Origin of the sequence: Ruegeria sp. HKCCA5929 (assembly GCF_013034525.1) — a bacterium.
In the GTDB taxonomy this organism is placed as follows: Bacteria; Pseudomonadota; Alphaproteobacteria; order Rhodobacterales; family Rhodobacteraceae; genus Ruegeria.
The window spans coordinates 301101-321286 of the sequence record NZ_WQGE01000002.1; the positions used below are offsets into that span (position 1 = coordinate 301101).

Genomic DNA, 20186 nt, shown 5'->3' on the forward strand with positions numbered 1-20186 from the left:
AATGAAGGGAGCCCCTGACCGGAGCTCCCTCAAATCTTCGCTTATGCGTATTTCGCCTGGATCTCGTCCGAGATGTTCTGCGGAACCGGATCGTAGTGGTCGAACTGCATGGTGAACTGGGCACGGCCCGACGACATCGAACGCAGAGTGTTGATGTAGCCGAACATGTTCGCCAGCGGAACGAACGCGTCGATCGCGATTGCGTTGCCGCGCGGTTCCTGACCAGACACCTGGCCACGACGCGAGGTCAGGTCGCCGATGATGCCGCCGGTGTATTCTTCCGGGGTGATCACTTCGACCTTCATGATCGGTTCCAGCAGTTTCGCGCCAGCTTTGCGCATGCCTTCACGCATACACATACGGGCCGCGATTTCGAACGCCAGAACGCTGGAGTCAACGTCGTGGAACTTACCGTCCAGCAGGGCAACCTTGAAGTCGATCACGGGGAAGCCAGCCAGCGGGCCGCTGTCCATAACCGACTGAATGCCTTTTTCGACACCCGGGATGTATTCCTTCGGAACGGCGCCACCAACGATGCGGCTTTCGAACGAATAACCTTCGCCCGGCTCGGTCGGAGTGATCTCGAGCTTGACCTCACCGAACTGACCCGAACCACCCGACTGTTTCTTGTGGGTGTAGGTGTGCTCGACCGGCATCGAGATGGTTTCGCGATAGGCCACCTGCGGTGCACCGATGTTCGCTTCAACCTTGAACTCGCGCTTCAGACGGTCAACCAGAATGTCCAGGTGAAGTTCGCCCATGCCTTTCATGATGGTCTGACCCGATTCCAGATCAGTTTCCACACGGAAGGACGGGTCTTCGGCGGCCAGACGGGCCAGACCCTGAGACATCTTTTCCTGGTCGCCTTTGGTTTTGGGCTCAACCGCGATCTCGATCACCGGATCGGGGAAGGTCATGGTTTCCAGAACCACCGGATCCTTCGCATCACACAGGGTGTCACCGGTGGTGGTGTCTTTCAGACCCGCCAGCGCGATGATGTCGCCTGCAAACGCTTCTTCGATCTCTTCCCGGTTGTTCGAGTGCATCATCATCATACGACCGATGCGCTCTTTTTTACCTTTGGTCGAGTTCAGGATCGAGTCACCCTTGTTCATGGTGCCCGAGTAGATCCGGGTAAAGGTCAACGAGCCAACAAAGGGGTCGTTCATGATTTTGAACGCCAGACCCGAGAACGCCATTGCGTCATCGGCACGACGTGCGATGTCACGAACTTCTTCCTCGTCGCCGGGCTTAAAGCCCATGTAATCAACAACGTCCAGCGGGCTGGGCAGATAGTCGATCACAGCGTTGAGCAGCGGCTGAACACCTTTGTTCTTGAACGCAGACCCACCCAGAACCGGAACAAACGCGATGTCCAGGGTACCTTTGCGCAGCAGGGCGCGCAGGGTCGGAACGTCGGGCTCATTGCCTTCCAGGTATTCCATCATCGCGTCGTCGTCCATTTCGACGGCCGCTTCGATCATCTTGCCTCGCCATTCGTCAGCCATGTCTTTCAGGCTGTCGCGGATGGGAGCTTTGATCCAGCTTGCGCCCAGATCTTCGCCCTGCCACAGCCACTCTTCCATGGTGACCAGGTCGATCAGACCTTCCAGCTCGGACTCGGCGCCGATCGGAATACCAACCGGAACAGCGCGTGCGCCGGTGCGGTCTTCGATCATGCGAACGCAGTTGAAGAAGTCCGCGCCGATCTTGTCCATTTTGTTGACGAAAACCATACGCGGAACCTTGTAGCGGTCAGCCTGACGCCACACGGTTTCGGTCTGGGGCTCAACACCGGCGTTTGCGTCCAGAACGCAGACGGCACCGTCGAGAACCGCCAGCGAACGTTCAACTTCGATGGTGAAGTCAACGTGGCCGGGGGTGTCGATGATGTTCAGGCGGTGCTTGGGGGTATCGGCGGTCTGACCGTCTTCGGTGCGTTCCCAGAAGGTGGTGGTCGCAGCCGAGGTGATGGTGATGCCGCGTTCCTGCTCCTGCTCCATCCAGTCCATGGTGGCTGCACCATCGTGCACCTCACCGATGTTGTGGGATTTACCAGTGTAATACAGGATACGCTCTGAGCAGGTGGTCTTACCTGCGTCGATGTGCGCCATGATACCGAAGTTACGGTACAGTTCGAGCGGATATTCGCGTGCCATTTTTGATAAGCCTCTGAATTACCAACGGTAGTGGCTGAAGGCTTTGTTCGCCTCGGCCATCTTGTGGGTGTCTTCGCGCTTCTTCACGGCAGTACCGCGGGACTGTACAGCGTCCAGCAGTTCACCGGCGAGGCGTTCTTCCATGGTGTTTTCGTTGCGGCCACGCGCAGCAGTGATCAGCCAGCGGATGGCCAGTGCTTCGCGGCGCTCAGGGCGCACTTCGACCGGAACCTGATAGGTTGCACCACCAACCCGGCGCGAGCGAACCTCGACCGACGGTTTGATGTTGTCGAGTGCTTCGTGGAACACTTCGACAGGAGCGCGCTTTACCTTGTTCTCAACGCGGTCAAACGCGTTGTAAACGATGCGCTCTGCGACCGACTTCTTGCCATCGATCATCAGGTTGTTCATGAATTTGGTCAGTACCTTGTCGCCAAACTTGGCGTCAGGCAGGACTTCGCGTTTTTCGGCGGCGTGACGACGTGACATATCAGCCTCTCCTTCTTACTTGGGACGCTTCGCGCCGTATTTCGAACGACGTTGCTTACGGTCTTTGACGCCCTGAGTATCCAGAACACCGCGCAGGATGTGGTAACGCACACCGGGAAGGTCTTTTACACGGCCGCCACGGATCAGAACAACCGAGTGTTCCTGCAGGTTGTGGCTTTCACCGGGGATGTACGAGATGACCTCGAACCCGTTGGTCAGGCGCACCTTGGCAACCTTACGCATAGCCGAGTTCGGCTTCTTCGGTGTGGTGGTGTACACGCGGGTGCAGACGCCGCGCTTCTGCGGGCACTGCTCCAGGTGCATGGACTTCGAGCGTTTTACTTTGGGCTGCCGCGGTTTGCGGATCAGCTGTTGAATAGTTGGCATTCCGGTTCTTTCCCCGTTTTGCAACACACATGACATGCACGCGCGTTGCGTGCGGCTAAATTCGCTGCGTTCGTGCGTCCACAAGCGCAAAACCCACGAGCGTTCCCATTCCGAGGTGAACGTCGCGGTTGTTTCTCAGAGGGCGCGAACTGTAAAATTGTCCGGGCCTTGACCAGCTCATTACTGGAATCGGCTACGGGGCGGCCCCCGGCACCGAGATGACGCGCGTAATAGGGGGAGTCGGCCCAAGTGTCAACAGCACTATCCCGACAACCGCGACCTGCTGGGGTTTGGGACTTAACACATCGCCCCAAAAGGCAACCTCATCCCTGTTGCGACCGGTGTACAGCGGGGGCATAGTTGCGCTGAATACCAGCCGATGGACGACAGATGCAAGTGATTGGCCTGTGCCGTTTTTCCTATCCCGCGATTGGCGGCTTTCGGCTGAGCCACAAGACAATCGAGGAGCAAAGGCAGTTTCTCTATGCGCCCGACAGAATGGAGGAGCGCTTTCGCTTATTTGAAACCGTTACCCTGCCCGGTTTTCGCGCCCAAACGGATGAAGGTTTTGAGCTGCTGGTTTTAACAGGAACATGCCTGCCGCCGCCTTTTTCGCAACGGCTGCGAGATCTGACCGCCGGGGTCAAACAGGTCCGTATAATCGAAAAGGAAGCCGCAGATCATAAGCGAGTGATGCGGGAGGTTCTGAACACCGCCCGAACAGACCCGCATAAACCCTGCCTTCAGTTTCGGCATGACGACGATGATGCGATCTCGGTCGACTTCATAGAAAAGCTACGCTCTGCAACTCGCGAAAACGCAGGGCTAATGCAGCAAAGCGAGTCAGTCGCGATAGACTACAACCACGGTTACGTCGCCCGGCGTGACAAAAATGAGTTGCACTTTGCGCAGGTCTATCGGTCGCTGTTGGGGGTCGGCTTGGGTATGTATGTTCGGGGCGGAAGTAAACGGACAATCTTTGACCGTTTGCACAACAGACTGGCACGGTTCATGCCAGTGGTCAGCTACCCGGACGCGCCTATGTGGGTGCGCATGCTGCACAGTTTCAACGACTCAGACCACGCCCGAAAAGACACGCGTGAGCTGTTGCCGCTTACACCAGAACAGGCGGAAGATTTGCGGACACGTTTCGCGATCGACCCTAAAGAGTTCGAAACTACACCTGTGCGAGGTTGAGCAAATGCAGGTCCTCGGTCTTTGCCGTTTTTCTTATCCCGCCATTGGTGGGTTTCAAACCATTCACGCCACTGTCGAAGAACGGCGGCAGTTTCTGTATCAATCTGAACGGCTGGACGAACGATTTCGGTTGTTTGAAACCATCGCCCTGCCCGGACTGAAACAGCAAACCGACCAAGACTTTCATCTTCTGATCGTTGTTGGTGAGTGCTTGCCCAAACCCGCCTTTGATCGCTTGCATGATCTGACCGCCGACCTGAAACAGGTGCAAATCGCCGCCAGACCTCCGGGGCGGCACAGAAAGGTCATGCAAGAGGTTATGAATGCCGCGCGCCAAGATCCCGACTTGTCCTGCCTGCAATTTCGCCATGATGACGATGATGCGGTGGCCGTGGATTTCATCGAACGTCTGCGTGGAACTGTAATTGACAACGCCGGCCTGTTTCAAAACCGAGCCATGGTTGCGATTGATTTCAACTGTGGCTACCTGGCGCGCGCAGATGCTGCGGGCATTCAAGCCAAGCACGTACACCGTCCGTTGATGACAGCCGGACTTGGAATGTTTGTGCAAGGCGGCAACCGCAAATCGATCATGAACTTTAGCCACAACAGGATCAATCGGGCCATGCCTGTGATTACGCGTCCTGATAACCCGATGTGGGTCCGCGGCTTGAATCGGTTCAATGACTCTCCCAGAACCAGAAGCACGGATGTCGAACTCGGCCCCCTTTCGCAGCTTCAGGAGGCCGAGTTTCAATCACGCTTCGCCATTGATCAGAGCCATGTCAGGCGGGTTCACTCTGTGCCTTGACGGGCACGCTCGCGGAACAAGGTGAACAAACCAGCACCGACAATCAACGCAGCACCCAGCATTGTCACCGTGTCGGGCCATTCATCAAATACGACCCAACCCAGCCCCAGCGCCCAAAGCAGGCTGGAATACCGAAACGGCGCAACAAACCCAACATCGCCTTGGCGCATGACCATGACGCTGAACAGGTAGCCCATCAGCACAAAGATAGCAGCGGCGGCGACCAATGATCCCGCTGCGGCCGAAACCGGAACCCACCCTTCAAACACCGAGGCAACCGCCGCAGCGATTGCGATAGAGCCTGAGGTTGCCAATGTCACAACCATCGACGGCACGTCGGCAGACATACGACGGGTGACAAGATCCCGAACCGTTATCGATGCCACGGCGATCAAGGCGTAGACAGAATAGATGCTGAAGCCGTCCGGGCCCGGCCGGACGATCAAGACCATGCCAATGAATCCCACCACAATCGCCAGGGTACGCCGCCAGCCCACCTGCTCCGAGAATACCAAAGCGGCACCCAGCGTTACAGTCAGCGGCAGCGCTTGTAGAATGGCAGTTACGTTAGCAAGCGGCATGTTCTTCAACGCTGTAAGGAAAAAGAACGTGGCCGCCAGTTCAGTCAGGCTGCGTAACGCAACAAGCCATTTGTCGTGCCGCGAAAAATTCAGATGCAGAGCCCCAAGCGAACGGGCCAGCATGTAGACCAGAACAACAGCCAAGGCACCCCTTAAAGCCACCAACTGAAAAAGGGGCAGCTCCTGCAGCGCGATCTTCACCAACGTATCGTTCAAGGTAAACGCGGCCATGCTGCCCATCATCAGCAAGGCACCTTTGGTATTCGGGGTCATGTTGGCTGGGCTCCGGGCTGGCAAACGCCGGTATTGGCCAAACTATAGCCTTGGATGTCAATATCGCTTTTGCCCTTCAGCCGGATGTCAGCCGAAGGGGACAATGGTCCCAAACAGATTCAAACTGGACGGCTCGGTTGTATCTTTGACGAAATCCACCCAATCTTTTCCGTAGGTCTGCTCGAAAAAGGCTGGGTACTTCCAAACAAGGTTGTGAAAGGTAACCGTCGTCAGCAAAGCGCCAACCGTAAGCGCGCCTGCGAATTCTCGCAGTTTGCCTTTCAGAAAGAGCATCACCATGATGCAAGCGCCGCCCGCAAGTCCAAGGCTGACGAAATCCTGCGTATCAACTTGCCGCTGAACCGGAATACCAACGGATTGATATTGAATGTAACGGGTCAGAAACACGGCACAGATTCCCAGCAAAAAGGCCCCCAAAAACGCACCGGGATAGGCCAAACGTTGCCAGATGCTCTCGGTTCTGGGCCGAGGTGCGTTTCTTGCGTCCTCATCCGAGCGCTGTTTGATCCGCGCAACGCGATCTTCGAAAGAGTTGTTTTCTGTGCTCATGAGCCAATTCAAAATAAAATGTAATCTCAGGCCAGAGCTAAACTAGAGATTGTGAAACCTCAAGAACGAGACATCACGATAGAAGTGTGCAGTGGGTCAAGCCGGATCAAAATCGCGTGCTTTCTTGCGACGTTAAAATGAACCGCGCGCCCTATAAACTGAGTTATCCGAAATCGGTATTTGGTTATTTTGAATCCTGACAGGCATGCGTAAGACAAGGCTTACGCTGACCGTTCAACATCACAGTTTTGGCCATAGAGCCGCCGCGCGCAACGTGAGCGTTCAAGGTTAATAAGCGCGCGGTCAAAGATGCCGCGTCTCATCCTTCAACCAAGGACAGCAAGCTTCTCAAAGCTGACATCGCTTTCCGACGTTTCACAGAACTCGAAAGACTGAGACTTCACATCCCTTGGATAGTCGCGAGTTGCGCAGGATAGGGGGTAAAAAGATAGAAAGACGCTCCATGACACCAACCGGTTTCTTTTTGACCAGATGCTGGTAGTGATTGAACTGATACGAGCACTGGCAGAGCCATAAGGCTTGTCTCAAGTACCATGGCATTTTGTAATGCGGTGCAGCGAGTGACTGCTGTTTTAAGGAAATTGCGACTTAATAATTGAATCTAAGACCGATCCCGGCGCCTTGGTCATAGGGTCGATCAGCACCAATCCCGATCAGCACATCTGCATAAAGGGCCACTCCGGGGCTCAGGTTCTTTCCGATCTGGAATTCTGCGGTCGCGGGCCAGGCGTCATTCTCCCAATCATAGGGCGCTTTGATATCCGCTTTGATCCAATACCCCTCACCAAATGGCTGAAGTGCAATTAGGCGCATCGCGGTTTGGTTGACATCGGTAGGTCCATTGTAAGATGCGAAATGCTGGACCAGTGGGATCAGTGTCAGCCCACTTTTTGTGTTTGAAAAAGCGAAGCCTCCGAACGGAGCGATTTGATCAGACCCGGTGCCAATGCCTTCGTCAGGGTCGCCAAAATCAAGTATCCACTCCAAACCAAGCGCGGATTTTACAGCCCATGTGTCATTCAAGGGTTTTTGGGAAGGGAAGTAGATCAGCTTGAAGCTGGTCTTCTCGAACCCACTGAACCTCTGTCCCGTCACATTCGTTGAATTGTAATGCAGTTCGTATTTTAGCTTCAGATCGGGGCGCAGCATGTATGCACCATCGATGAACATGTCCTGACGGTCTGCCCCCCCTTCCAGATCGAAATACTGATAGCGAATGTCCGTGTTGTTAACCGCCGCCAGTGGATTTGACGCGTTTTCTTCGGCTTTGGTGGTAGAAGCCACTACGAGCATCGCCAAGGATAAGACTGCCAGATGAAAGGTGATGCGGGTCATAGTACACCTTGGAAAAACTCATGCGACCAGTTTGACGGCGGTGTCTCGGCACCGCCGTCTCAAGTTCGTCATTGCCAGCTAGAAAAGACTTCTCGGGCCAATTCGCTTTCGGGCCTGAGGTTTTCAATGCCTTCATAGGGGACACCCTTGCCGAGCGGTTTGTGAGGGTGCTCTTCGATGGACTTCTGGTGGCGCTTCAACATGTCCTGGAAAGACGCCCCGGACCACAGCGAGTACCCGACAAGCGGATGTTCTTCTCGTGGATCGCGATAGACATTGAATACAGGGGCGGCCGCGCCGGGCTGACCGGGGGCAGGTAGATGCATCTTGAACTCTTGTTTCACCACCGAACGCAATACTGGCCCTTCGTACACATAGACGTAGTCACGGCGCGAATTGCCTTCTCCCTCAAGCAATAGTGCTGTCTGGTCGATGCCATCAATCACACGGTCGCGTGGAATGTGGTCCGTTGCGCCTGCGATCCGGGCAAATGTCGAAAACAGATCCGAGACATGAACGATGTCACCTGCCGCACTGCCCGCTTCGATTGCGCCGGGCCACCGAATGAACGCGTCAGTTCTCACACCTCCTTCAAGGTGCTGAGTCTTTCCGCCGCGATAGATCAGTTGGTTCAGCCCGGAAGTACCTTCATAATGATACATCAAACCATTGTCAGCCATGATCATGACTACGGTATTTTCTGCTTTACCGGTTTCATCCAGCTTGGCCAAAACCTCGCCAATCCAACCGTCCAGAACCTGCAATTTGTCCGCATGGAAGCCGCCGTTACGAGATACCGCCTGATCAGGATAGGCAAAGTTCAGAGGATAGAGCGGCCAGTATTGCATAAAGAATGGCGCGTCCTGCGAAGCCAGCCGCTCTAGCTGCTCCAAAGCTTGACGCTGATAGCGCAAATTCATTTCCTCGTATTTCGCCTGGGTCCATTCTTCGCCAGGCGCCATGTCGACTTCGCGGGCCTGGCCTCCCGTTTCACCTTCGACGCCAGTTACCAGACCGTAAGGTTTGAACCGCTCGTCCAACTGAAACTGGTTGGACTGACCCGACGGATGGTAACCAAGCATGTTGTTGGCGACCATTGCATCCCGCGTCATCAGGCTAAGCTGAACCTGTTGATGTAATGGAAAGGCCGCCCAGTCGAATCCCTGATTGTGTGGGTAGGCCTGTTCAATATCGCCCTGATGCCACTTTCCAACATGCGCAGTGTTATAGCCTTCTTCCTTCAGTATCTCGGCAATCGTGACTTCTTCGGCCGCAAGACCTTCGCCAACCAGCGCAACTTTGACCTCTTCGACGCCTGCACGCACCGGGTGACGACCAGTCAACATAGCCGTTCGCGTCGGTGTGCAGGATGGCTCAGTATACATTCTCATCAAAGACATGCCTTCTGCGGCAAAGTCGTTGATGTTGGGCGTATCGAAACCGGTGACGTAGTTCATCGTCCGGTTGCCCATTTGACCGAAACTCACATCGTCAATCAAAATGTAGAGGATGTTGGGTGGTTGCCCGCCATTTGCGTCACGGATCTCGGCAAGCCTCGCTTCGATCTCCGTATCCTGAGCGTCCCATTCCTCTCCAAACTGCGCACGGAGATACTCGAACTCTCCGTCGTGTATGATGGGTGCTTCCTGAGCAAAGCTTGCGCCAGCCATCAACACAATGGCCGAGGCTTGTTTCAATATCGATCTCATCGGTATCCCTTCCCCTTTTGAACTACATCTTTCCTGCCCGCCGCAATGACCGGACGATTTCATCCCGAAGACCATCCAAAGTTTCGCGGATGTCGCAGGCAAGCTGGTAAGACTGACTTCCAGGCTCAGTGTTCAAAGCAGGGTACTCTTCACTGAGAAGCTGATAGTCTCGGCAGATTTCATCGAATACCGTGTCCACCCGCCTTAGGGCTGCTATCGTGGCCTTTTGGTTGGGAAACAGATTATCAATAGCGTTACGCTTCATTTAGACAGTACATTCGATGGAGCAGCATGTTACCAAAGCAAACAACGAATTCACTTTTCACAATAGGTATATCGGGGCATAATACGGTGTAATGATGGATGTAACTTGCTGAAAAAATGATATTATCTGAAAGAACATCCCCAGCAACAAATGATCAAGAAAAGCCCGACACCAAAGATGTGCGGGCAGCGCTTCAGAGGCTTGTGAGTTCCTCAACCTTTGAAGGGTCACTGCGTCTACAGGACTTTCTTGTGTATGTGGTTGAGGAAACTCTCAGCGGCAGGGCAGATGAAATTCGCGCAAAAACAATTGCAATGGATGTCTATGGCGGATCAGCGTCCGAGATGGAGCGCCGTGAAAACGTGGTGCGGGTGGACGCTGGCCGCTTGCGACGCAAGCTTGCCGAGTATTACGCCGCAGACGGGCATGGCGAAAAAACGGTGTTTGAACTGCCAAAGGGTGGTTACGTACCTCGGATTTCGAAGAGCTGTTCCGAAACCGCTCAGCCTGAATTTCCAAAGCTGGAAACCAGTGCGCGTGCATGGGCTCGGCCAGTGGTTAGGCTTGTGGGGATTATTACTCTTGGTTGTTTTGCAATTGCCTATTTTGTGAGCTCGACAAAGCAGGATGTTCCGACTGATTTATCCGTAGATGGCCTGAGCCGTGACGAGCGCAGCGCAATCTTTGACGCATCCCCAATGCGTCTGCAGGCTGTCAATCTGGCCAATACTGGTCGGGACCTGATCTTTCCGGCTTTAGAACCTGCGCGTCTTGAAGCGGCTCTGACCATATTCAAGGGGGCAATCGAAAACGACGACAGCTATTTCGGCGGCCACGCAGGCGCTGCCCAGGTCGCAGCGACAATTGCCGTGCTAACCTCCGATGACGACCTGGCTCAGAACATGTTGAACTATGCCGACGCGCAGGCAAAGAGAGCCATGGAGTTAGCTCCGGAAACGGGTTGGAGTCAGGCCGCAATGGCCTGGGTCAAGTTTGCCAAGGGAAACTGGCATGAGGCCATTGAATTTGCACAACGAGCACAGCGTTTGGCACCACACGACGTCCATGTGTTAGAGTTTGTGTCGCTGGTAATGCTATATTCTGGTTCATTTGAACAAGTCGTAGCGATTAGCGAAGACGCACTCTCAAAAATCGAGCTTCAAAGAGGTTATGTGTTTCAGAACGCGATGGGTTCAGCAAAGTTCCACATGAAGGACTACGAAGGCGCCGTGTCAGCCTTTGAAGGAGTGATGGAAAAAGGCGGCCCCGTCGGACCTGTCTCCGTTGCTTACCTTATGGCATCACATTATATGTTGGGGAATAAGGTTCAAGCTCAGTCTCTATCTGAACAACTTTCACGCGAGTGGCCAGACAGTCGCGTGGATGCGCTGTTTGAGAAACTTTTTGCAAATCCGAAATACGGGCAAGAACTCGGTGACGCCATGAGACAAGCCAATTGGAAGCCGCCAAGTTAGGAGTGTGATTTCGAATTGCGACCGCTTGAGTTTCTCTCAACGGCATTGAGACCGAATGCTCAGCAGTTGCACCATGTCCGCTTCATTCGAATTCCTGTCATTCGGACATTGCGCAGAATCGGTCAAAGTGGGCTCAATTCTGTCATTAGATGGCAGATTGAGCACTCGCAGCATTGGGCTGACACTTGACACTTATCCAAGAAAAAAGGCCCCGCGTTTTGCAGGGCCTTTTTCAAATTTATGCTGTCGAGCTTACTCGCGGCTTTCCGGGGTTTCCACCAGAACGTCCAGCTCATCACCAACCATGTCGTCGTCGAAGGTCGGCGCAGCCAGAGCAGCGGCGGCTTCGGCCTCTTCCCGGCGGGCTTCGATGACCACGTTGTCACGCGACTGCGCGATGTGGCGGACGGCCTGAGTTGCACCACCGGTACCGGCGGGGATCAGACGACCAACGATGACGTTCTCTTTCAGGCCAACCAGCTTGTCCTTCTTGCCCTGAACCGAAGCTTCGGTCAGCACGCGGGTGGTTTCTTGGAACGACGCCGCCGAGATGAACGAACGTGTCTGCAGCGAGGCTTTGGTGATCCCCAACAGGATCGGCTCGCCCTGTGCCGGACGACCACCACGCGAGAGGGTCTTCTCGTTGGCTGCGTCGAACTCCTGCTTGTCGACATGCTCGCCTTTCAGCAGGGTGGTGTCGCCTGAATCCAGGATCTCCCACTTCTGCAGCATCTGGCGCACGATGACCTCGATGTGCTTGTCGTTGATCTTCACGCCCTGCAGACGATAGACGTCCTGCACCTCGTCGATCATGTAATCCGCCAGCGCTTCGACACCCATGATGGACAGGATGTCATGCGGAGCCGGGTTACCGTCCATCAGGTATTCACCCTTCTGGATGAAGTCCCCTTCGGCGACCGGGATGTGCTTGCCCTTGGGCACCATGTACTCGATGGTCTCCATGGACTCGTCCGCCGGTTCGATGCTGATGCGACGCTTGTTCTTGTAGTCGCGGCCAAAGCGCACGTAACCATCGGCTTCTGCGATGATCGCGTGATCTTTCGGACGACGTGCTTCGAACAGTTCGGCCACACGCGGTAGACCACCGGTGATGTCCTTGGTCTTGGCACCTTCACGCGGGATACGCGCAACAACGTCACCAGCTTCGATCTTCTGGCCGTCTTCGACCGACAGAATCGCATCTACCGACATCGGATAGTGAACCGGGTTGCCCGCGTCGTTGCGGACCGGCTCGCCATCTTCACCGACCAGAATGATCTCGGGCTTGAGGTCGCTGCCTTTGGGGGCCGCGCGCCAGTCGATCACGATCTTCTGGGTCATGCCAGTTGCTTCGTCGGTCTCGTCGCGGACAGCAAGGCCCGAAACCAGATCAACGTATTTCGCGGTACCGGCTTTCTCGGCGATGATCGGCAGAGTGTAGGGATCCCATTCGAACAGCTTGTCGCCACGGGCTACTTTGGTGCCGTCTTTGACGAACAGCTTGGAGCCGTAGCCCAGCTTGAAGCTGGCACGCTCTTCGCCATGTTCGTCGTTGATTACCAGCTTCATGTTCCGGCCCATGACCAGGCTTTCGCCTGCGGCATTGACCAGGATCTGTGGGTTCTCGAACGCGACAACACCTTCCTGGTTGGCTTCCTGGAACGACTGCTGACCACCTTGCGCAACACCACCGATGTGGAAGGTCCGCATGGTCAGCTGTGTACCGGGTTCACCGATCGACTGGGCGGCAATGATGCCAACAGCTTCACCTGTGTTCACCATGGTACCACGCGCAAGGTCACGACCGTAGCAGGTTGCACAGACGCCTTCTTCGGACTCACAGGTCAGAGGCGAACGGATGCGCATCGACTGAACACCGGCTTCGTCGATGGTGTCGGCCATACGTTCGTCGATCAGCTGACCTGCTGCGACGATCACCTCATCTGTGCCCGGACGCAGAACATCGTCAGCAGCGACACGGCCCAGCACACGTTCGGCCAGCGAGGCGACAACCTCACCGTCGTTCACGGCTGCTTCTGCAGTGATCGCACGCTCGGTGCCACAGTCGATCTCACGAACGATACAGTCTTGCGCCACGTCCACCAGACGACGGGTCAGGTAACCCGAGTTCGCCGTCTTCAGAGCGGTATCCGACAGACCCTTACGGGCACCGTGGGTCGAGTTGAAGTACTCGAGAACGGTCAGACCTTCCTTAAAGTTCGAGATGATCGGCGTTTCGATGATGTCACCGTTCGGCTTGGCCATCAGGCCGCGCATACCGCCCAGCTGTTTCATCTGAGTAACCGAGCCACGCGCACCCGAGTGGGCCATCATGTAGACCGAGTTCGGTTCCTGTTCCGAGCCGTCCTCTGCCCGATCCGACGACGAGATCGTCGACATCATAGCCTCGGTGACGCGGTCGTTACACTTCGACCAGGCATCGACAACTTTGTTGTACTTTTCACCCTGAGTAATCAGGCCGTCCATGTACTGCTGTTCAAAGTCTTTCACCTGACCGCGGGTGTCATCAACGATGCCCCACTTGTCACCCGGAATGACCATGTCGTCCTTACCAAACGAGATGCCAGCCTTGAACGCTTCTTTGAAGCCCATCGACATGATCTGGTCACAGAAGATAACCGACTCTTTCTGACCGCAGTAACGGTAGACGGTGTCGATCACCTGCTGCACTTCTTTCTTCCGCAGCAGACGGTTGACCAGCTCGAACGGCGCTTTGTTGTTCATCGGCAGCAAGGCACCCAGACGCAGACGGCCCGGAGTGGTTTCATAGCGCTTCTGAACTTCGTTGCCTTCGTCGTCGATCTGCGTGATCCGCGCGGTGATTTTCGAGTGCAGATGCACCTCACCCGCGTCCAGCGCGTGCTGAACTTCTTCGATCGAGCCAAAGACCTTGCCTTCGCCCGGCATGCCTTCACGTTCCAGGGTCACATAGTACAGACCCAGGATCATATCCTGCGACGGAACGATGATCGGTGCGCCATTTGCAGGCGACAGAACGTTGTTCGTCGACATCATCAGAACACGGGCTTCCAGCTGCGCCTCAAGGCTCAGCGGGACGTGAACGGCCATTTGGTCCCCGTCAAAGTCGGCGTTAAAGGCCGAACAGACCAGCGGGTGCAGCTGAATGGCTTTACCTTCGATCAGAACCGGCTCGAACGCCTGAATGCCAAGACGGTGCAGCGTCGGCGCACGGTTCAGCATGACAGGGTGTTCGCGGATCACCTCGTCGAGGATATCCCAAACTTCAGGGCGCTCTTTCTCGACCAGTTTCTTCGCCTGTTTCACGGTCGAAGACAGACCCTTGGCTTCAAGGCGTGAGTAGATGAACGGCTTGAACAGCTCCAACGCCATCTTTTTGGGCAGACCACACTGGTGCAGCTTCAGCTCGGGCCCGGTCACAATGACCGAACGGCCCGAGAAGTCGACGCGCTTACCCAAAAGGTTCTGACGGAAGCGACCCTGCTTACCTTTCAGCATGTCCGACAGCGATTTCAGCGGACGCTTGTTGGCGCCAGTGATCACGCGGCCACGACGGCCGTTGTCGAACAGTGCATCCACGGATTCCTGCAGCATCCGCTTTTCGTTGCGGACGATGATGTCAGGCGCGCGCAGTTCGATCAGACGCTTCAGACGGTTGTTCCGGTTGATGACGCGGCGATACAGATCGTTCAGATCCGAAGTCGCAAAACGGCCACCATCCAGCGGAACCAACGGACGCAGTTCCGGCGGAATGACCGGGATCACGGTCATCACCATCCATTCGGGACGGTTACCCGACTCGAGGAAGGATTCAACAACCTTCAGACGCTTGATGATCTTCTTGGGCTTCAGCTCGCCGGTCGCCTCGGCCAGATCAGCGCGCAGCTGCTCGGCTTCGGCTTCCAGATCGATCTGGGCCAGCATCTCACGGATGGCTTCAGCACCGATATTCGCGGTGAACGCGTCCATGCCATAGGCATCCTGCGCATCCATGTACTCTTCTTCGGTCAGCATCTGGCCGTAGGTCAGATCGGTCAGACCGGGTTCGATGACGACATAGTTTTCAAAGTACAGAACGCGTTCCAGATCGCGCAGCGTCATGTCCAGCATCAGACCGATGCGGGACGGCAGCGATTTCAGGAACCAGATATGCGCAACAGGCGCGGCCAGTTCGATGTGGCCCATACGCTCGCGGCGGACTTTCTGCAGGGTGACTTCCACACCGCATTTCTCGCAGACAACGCCGCGATACTTCATCCGCTTATATTTGCCGCACAGACATTCGTAATCTTTGATCGGGCCAAAGATACGCGCGCAGAACAGGCCGTCACGTTCAGGCTTGAACGTCCGGTAGTTGATGGTTTCGGGTTTCTTGATCTCGCCATAGGACCAAGACAGGATCCGCTCGGGCGACGCCAGCGAGACTTTGATCTCGTCAAAGACCTTCGGGGGCGTCAGCGGGTTGAACGGGTTGTTGGTGATATCCTGGTTCATTTGTTACCTCAAATCTTGCGGAAGGGGGGACGGGAGAAAGGGCAGCGCCCTTACTCCTCAACCTCCGCATCCAGGAGTTCCATATTCAGGCCGAGACCACGGACTTCTTTCACCAGAACGTTGAACGATTCCGGTACGCCCGCTTCAAAGTTATCCTCGCCCTTGACGATCGACTCATAGACCTTGGTCCGGCCGGCGACGTCATCCGATTTCACGGTGAGCATCTCCTGCAGGGTGTAGGCGGCGCCGTAAGCTTCCAGAGCCCAGACTTCCATCTCACCAAAGCGCTGACCACCGAACTGCGCCTTACCACCCAGCGGCTGCTGGGTCACCAGGCTGTACGGCCCGGTCGAACGCGCGTGGATCTTGTCGTCCACAAGATGGTGCAGTTTCAGCAGGTACTTGATGCCCACGGTGACCGGACGTGCAAATTGCTCGCCGGTACGACCGTCGAACAGAACCGACTGACCGCTTTCCGAGAAGCCCGCACGCACCAGCGCGTCGTTGACGTCAGCCTCTTTGGCACCGTCAAAGACCGGGGTTGCGATCGGAACACCGCGGGTCACGTTGCCCGCAGCCTCGATCAGGCCATCCTCGTCCAGACCGGTGATGCCTTCTTCGTAGACATTCTCGCCATAGGCCAGCTTCATCGCTTCGCGCACCGGGGTCAGGTCGCCGGACCGGCGATATTCACCCAGAGCCTCATCGATGTTCAGACCCAGACCGCGCGCGGCCCAACCCATATGGGTTTCAAGGATCTGACCGACGTTCATACGCGAAGGCACACCCAGCGGGTTCAGACAGAAATCAACCGGCGTACCATCGGCCAGGAACGGCATGTCTTCCATCGGAACAACCTTGGAGATCACACCCTTGTTCCCGTGACGACCGGCCATCTTGTCGCCCGGCTGCAGCTTACGCTTCACGGCGATGAAGACTTTGACCATCTTCATCACACCCGGCGGCAGGTCGTCGCCACGACGGACTTTCTCGACTTTGTCTTCGAAACGGGCGTCCAGAGCGCGTTTCTGCACTTCGTACTGCTCGTTCAGAGCCTCTACGATTTGTGCGTCCTGCTCACCTTCCAGCGCCAGCTGCCACCACTGACCACGGGTCAGGGTTTCCAGCAGGTCCTCGGTGATCACCGACCCTGCCTTAACGCCTTTCGGGCCTTTGACAGCGGTTTTACCAAGGATCAGGCCTTGCAGACGCGCATAGATGTTGCGGTCAAGGATCGCCAGCTCATCGTCCCGGTCACGGGCCAGACGTTCGACTTCTTCACGCTCGATCTGCAGCGCGCGCTCGTCTTTTTCGACGCCGTGACGGTTGAAAACGCGGACTTCGACGACCGTACCGTAATCGCCCGGCTTCACGCGCAGCGAGGTGTCGCGCACGTCAGATGCTTTTTCACCAAAGATGGCGCGCAGCAGCTTTTCTTCCGGGGTCATCGGGCTTTCGCCCTTCGGAGTGATCTTGCCGACCAGAATATCGCCCGGTTCAACATCCGCGCCGATGTAAACGATGCCCGCCTCGTCGAGGTTGCGCAGCGCTTCTTCACCGACGTTCGGGATGTCGCGGGTGATCTCTTCCGGACCCAGCTTGGTGTCACGGGCGGCGACTTCGAATTCCTCGATATGGACCGAGGTAAAGACGTCATCACGCGCGATACGTTCGCTGATCAGGATCGAGTCTTCGTAGTTGTAACCGTTCCACGGCATGAACGCGACGACCACGTTCTTACCAAGCGCCAGTTCACCCATATCGGTCGACGGACCATCGGCAATAACCTCGCCCTTCTGGACGGTGTCACCCACCTTGATCAGCGGACGCTGGTTGATGCAGGTGTTCTGGTTAGACCGCTGGAACTTGCGCAGACGGTAGATGTCAACGCCAGCGTCGCCCAGTTCCAGATCTTCGGTGGCGCGGATAACGATACGCTGGGCATCGACCTGGTCGATGATACCGGCGCGTTTCGCCTGGATCGCAGCACCCGAGTCGATCGCAACCTTTTCCTCGATCCCGGTACCGACAAGCGGCGCTTCGGCCCGCAGCAGCGGAACCGCCTGACGTTGCATGTTCGAGCCCATCAGAGCGCGGTTGGCGTCGTCATTTTCAAGGAACGGGATCAGCGATGCAGCGACCGAGACCAGCTGTTTCGGCGACACGTCGATCAGGTCCACATTCTCGCGCGGGGCAAGCGTGTAGTCACCGGCCTGACGGGTCGACACCAGATCATTGATGAACTTGCCATCGGCATCCAAGGTCGCGTTCGCCTGCGCCACGGTGTGACGCATTTCCTCGGTCGCGGACATGTAGTGAACCTCATCGGTCACCTCGGCGTCTTTCACGACGCGGTAGGGTGTTTCGATGAAGCCATACTTGTTCACGCGAGCAAAGGTGGCCAGCGAGTTGATCAGACCGATGTTCGGACCTTCCGGCGTTTCAATCGGGCACATCCGACCATAGTGGGTCGGGTGTACGTCGCGAACCTCAAAGCCCGCACGCTCACGTGTCAGACCACCGGGGCCAAGTGCCGAGAGACGGCGTTTGTGGGTGACTTCCGACAGCGGGTTGGTCTGGTCCATGAACTGCGACAGCTGCGACGAGCCGAAGAATTCGCGGACAGCAGCCGCGGCAGGTTTCGCGTTGATCAGGTCCTGCGGCATGACGGTGTCGATCTCTACCGACGACATACGCTCTTTGATCGCGCGCTCCATGCGCAACAGACCGACGCGGTACTGATTTTCCATCAGTTCGCCAACCGAACGCACGCGACGGTTGCCGAGGTGGTCGATATCGTCCACGTCGCCTTTGCCGTCACGCAGTTCCACCAGCGCCTTGATGCAGGCAACGATGTCTTCGCGGCGCAGAGTGCGCAGGGTGTCCGGTGCATCCAGAGCCAGACGCATGTTCATCTTCACGCGGCCAACGGCGGACAGGTCGTAACGTTCGCTGTCGAAGAACAGCGTGTCGAACAGGGCTGACGCAGCTTCGACGGTGGGCGGCTCGCCCGGACGCATAACGCGGTAGATGTCCATCAGCGCGGTTTCGCGGCTCATGTTTTTGTCCTGAGCCATGGTGTTGCGCATGTACGGACCAACATTAACGTTGTCGATGTCCAGAACCGGGATGTCGGTGATGCCCGCATCGATCAGCTCTTTCACGGTGCCGCCAATCAGGTCGCCGTCTTTGTCATATTCCAGGGTCAGCTCATCACCGGCTTCGACATAGATCGCGCCGTTTTCTTCGTTGATGATGTCCTTGGCGACAAATTTGCCAACGATGTGATCGAACGGAACCAGCAGGTCGGTGACGGTGCCTTCGTCGATCAGCTTCTTGACCGCGCGCGGGGTGACTTTCTTGCCGGCCTCAGCAATCACTTCACCGGATTTGGCGTCGACCAGATCATAGGTCGGGCGTGTACCACGCACACGCTCGGGGAAGAATGGCGTGACCCAGCCCTTCTTCTTATCCAGCTTGTAGGACACGGTGTTGTAATACGCGTCCATGATCGCTTCCTGGTCCAGACCCAACGCATAAAGCAGGGTGGTCACAGGCAGTTTGCGGCGACGGTCGATACGGGCGAACACGATGTCCTTGGCGTCGAACTCAAAGTCCAGCCAGCTGCCGCGATACGGGATGATGCGGCAGGCAAACAGCAGCTTGCCCGAGGAATGGGTCTTGCCCTTGTCGTGGTCAAAGAACACACCGGGCGAGCGGTGCATTTGGGATACGATCACACGCTCGGTCCCGTTCACGACAAAAGTGCCATTCGGTGTCATCAAGGGCATATCGCCCATGAAGACATCCTGTTCCTTAATGTCTTTTACCGATTTCGCGCCGGTGTCCTCGTCGACATCAAACACGATCAGTCGCAGAGTGACCTTCAGCGGCGCGCTGTAGGTCATGTCGCGCTGCATACACTCTTCGACGTCATATTTTGGTTTTTCCAGATCGTATTTCACGAACTCCAGAACGGAGGTTTCGTTGAAATCCTTGATCGGGAAAACCGACTGGAACACACCTTTGATGCCTTCGCCGTCTGTCGGCTGCTCTGCATCGCCGGAGCGCAGGAAAAGATCATAAGAAGATTTCTGTACCTCAATAAGGTTCGGCATCTCCAGCACTTCGCGGATTTTGCCGTAGTATTTACGAAGACGTTTCTGGCCAAGGAACGTTTGAGCCATGTCAGATGTCACCTTTCGATGTTCTCAGCGGGCAAAGACACCGTCGGGCCCCGGCATCTTGCACAATCGAGACAACACGTCCGGATCAATTCATGGCCACCGTCCCGAAGGCGGCCTCCCGATCCGAAAACCGTGTCTTAGAAAACGCCCCACATGTTGAGGCCCTTTCTAAGACAGGTTCGGCTGGACCCGGATTTCTCCGGACCCAGCCAAATTTTTCGGCGCATCAGCGA

The 20186-nt window shown here is 56.1% G+C and carries 13 protein-coding genes; 3 read left to right on the top strand and 10 right to left on the bottom strand.

The window, feature by feature from the left end; translation table 11 throughout:
- Positions 1-41 precede the first annotated feature (41 nt).
- Genes fusA through rpsL form a run of 3 tightly spaced genes read right to left on the bottom strand, consistent with a single transcriptional unit; the run spans position 42 to position 3035 of the window.
- The gene (fusA, locus tag GOV90_RS06235) at positions 42-2159 is read right to left on the bottom strand and encodes an elongation factor G (RefSeq protein ID WP_171096025.1); all 2118 of its coding nucleotides are present in this window, start codon (positions 2157-2159) and stop codon (positions 42-44) included.
- Positions 2160-2177: 18 nt separating this feature from the next.
- A complete protein-coding gene (gene rpsG, locus GOV90_RS06240; protein ID WP_010441203.1) occupies positions 2178-2648 on the bottom strand; it encodes a 30S ribosomal protein S7 in 471 nt (156 codons plus the stop codon).
- Positions 2649-2663: 15 nt separating this feature from the next.
- Positions 2664-3035 (bottom strand): 30S ribosomal protein S12, encoded by a 372-nt coding sequence (gene rpsL / locus GOV90_RS06245; protein ID WP_005621086.1) that lies wholly within the window; start codon positions 3033-3035, stop codon positions 2664-2666.
- 390 nt (positions 3036-3425) lie between these two features.
- Here rpsL and GOV90_RS06250 point away from each other — a divergent pair, with 390 nt between their 5' ends.
- Positions 3426-4232, top strand: coding sequence for a putative rhamnosyl transferase (locus tag GOV90_RS06250; RefSeq protein WP_171096023.1), 807 nt, complete (start codon positions 3426-3428; stop codon positions 4230-4232).
- Between the two features lie 4 nt (positions 4233-4236).
- Entirely contained in the window at positions 4237-5043 is an 807-nt protein-coding gene (locus GOV90_RS06255) for a glycosyltransferase (RefSeq protein ID WP_171096021.1), read from the top strand.
- On the opposite strand, the gene GOV90_RS06260 is transcribed toward GOV90_RS06255, so the two are convergent.
- From GOV90_RS06260 to GOV90_RS06280, 5 genes are all read right to left on the bottom strand, one after another.
- A complete protein-coding gene (locus GOV90_RS06260; protein ID WP_171096019.1) occupies positions 5028-5897 on the bottom strand; it encodes a DMT family transporter in 870 nt (289 codons plus the stop codon). The two genes, GOV90_RS06255 and GOV90_RS06260, sit on opposite strands and share 16 nt — an antisense overlap.
- Positions 5898-5984: 87 nt before the next feature.
- Complete coding sequence (locus GOV90_RS06265) at positions 5985-6467, bottom strand: hypothetical protein (protein ID WP_171096016.1); 483 nt, start codon at positions 6465-6467, stop codon at positions 5985-5987.
- A gap of 609 nt (positions 6468-7076) precedes the next feature.
- A complete protein-coding gene (locus tag GOV90_RS06270) occupies positions 7077-7823 on the bottom strand; it encodes a hypothetical protein (RefSeq protein WP_171096014.1) in 747 nt (248 codons plus the stop codon).
- A gap of 68 nt (positions 7824-7891) precedes the next feature.
- Positions 7892-9532 carry a sulfatase-like hydrolase/transferase gene (locus GOV90_RS06275; protein WP_171105869.1) on the bottom strand — a complete coding sequence of 547 codons (1641 nt, stop codon included), beginning with the start codon at positions 9530-9532 and terminating at the stop codon, positions 7892-7894.
- A 22-nt stretch (positions 9533-9554) separates the two neighbouring features.
- On the bottom strand, positions 9555-9797 hold the full coding sequence (locus GOV90_RS06280; RefSeq protein ID WP_171096010.1) for a hypothetical protein: 243 nt from the start codon (positions 9795-9797) through the stop codon (positions 9555-9557).
- Between the two features lie 116 nt (positions 9798-9913).
- On the opposite strand from GOV90_RS06280, the gene GOV90_RS06285 reads away from it, so the two are divergent.
- Positions 9914-11272 (top strand): lipopolysaccharide assembly protein LapB, encoded by a 1359-nt coding sequence (locus GOV90_RS06285; RefSeq protein WP_171096008.1) that lies wholly within the window; start codon positions 9914-9916, stop codon positions 11270-11272.
- Between the two features lie 252 nt (positions 11273-11524).
- Here the strand turns inward: GOV90_RS06285 and rpoC are convergent, their stop codons facing one another.
- The gene (rpoC, locus tag GOV90_RS06290) at positions 11525-15766 is read right to left on the bottom strand and encodes a DNA-directed RNA polymerase subunit beta' (protein WP_171096006.1); all 4242 of its coding nucleotides are present in this window, start codon (positions 15764-15766) and stop codon (positions 11525-11527) included.
- Between the two features lie 50 nt (positions 15767-15816).
- Complete coding sequence (gene rpoB, locus GOV90_RS06295) at positions 15817-19953, bottom strand: DNA-directed RNA polymerase subunit beta (RefSeq protein ID WP_171096004.1); 4137 nt, start codon at positions 19951-19953, stop codon at positions 15817-15819.
- Positions 19954-20186 lie beyond the last annotated feature (233 nt).

Bases quoted from the DNA above. Each gene is read 5' to 3' on its own strand.
- fusA (WP_171096025.1), bottom strand. From the start codon at position 2,159: ATGGCACGCGAATATCCGCTCGAACTGTACCGTAACTTCGGTATCATG.
- rpsG (WP_010441203.1), bottom strand. From the start codon at position 2,648: ATGTCACGTCGTCACGCCGCCGAAAAACGCGAAGTCCTGCCTGACGCC.
- rpsL (WP_005621086.1), bottom strand. From the start codon at position 3,035: ATGCCAACTATTCAACAGCTGATCCGCAAACCGCGGCAGCCCAAAGTA.
- GOV90_RS06250 (WP_171096023.1), top strand. From the start codon at position 3,426: ATGCAAGTGATTGGCCTGTGCCGTTTTTCCTATCCCGCGATTGGCGGC.
- GOV90_RS06255 (WP_171096021.1), top strand. From the start codon at position 4,237: ATGCAGGTCCTCGGTCTTTGCCGTTTTTCTTATCCCGCCATTGGTGGG.
- GOV90_RS06260 (WP_171096019.1), bottom strand. From the start codon at position 5,897: ATGACCCCGAATACCAAAGGTGCCTTGCTGATGATGGGCAGCATGGCC.
- GOV90_RS06265 (WP_171096016.1), bottom strand. From the start codon at position 6,467: ATGAGCACAGAAAACAACTCTTTCGAAGATCGCGTTGCGCGGATCAAA.
- GOV90_RS06270 (WP_171096014.1), bottom strand. From the start codon at position 7,823: ATGACCCGCATCACCTTTCATCTGGCAGTCTTATCCTTGGCGATGCTC.
- GOV90_RS06275 (WP_171105869.1), bottom strand. From the start codon at position 9,532: ATGAGATCGATATTGAAACAAGCCTCGGCCATTGTGTTGATGGCTGGC.
- GOV90_RS06280 (WP_171096010.1), bottom strand. From the start codon at position 9,797: ATGAAGCGTAACGCTATTGATAATCTGTTTCCCAACCAAAAGGCCACG.
- GOV90_RS06285 (WP_171096008.1), top strand. From the start codon at position 9,914: ATGATATTATCTGAAAGAACATCCCCAGCAACAAATGATCAAGAAAAG.
- rpoC (WP_171096006.1), bottom strand. From the start codon at position 15,766: ATGAACCAGGATATCACCAACAACCCGTTCAACCCGCTGACGCCCCCG.
- rpoB (WP_171096004.1), bottom strand. From the start codon at position 19,953: ATGGCTCAAACGTTCCTTGGCCAGAAACGTCTTCGTAAATACTACGGC.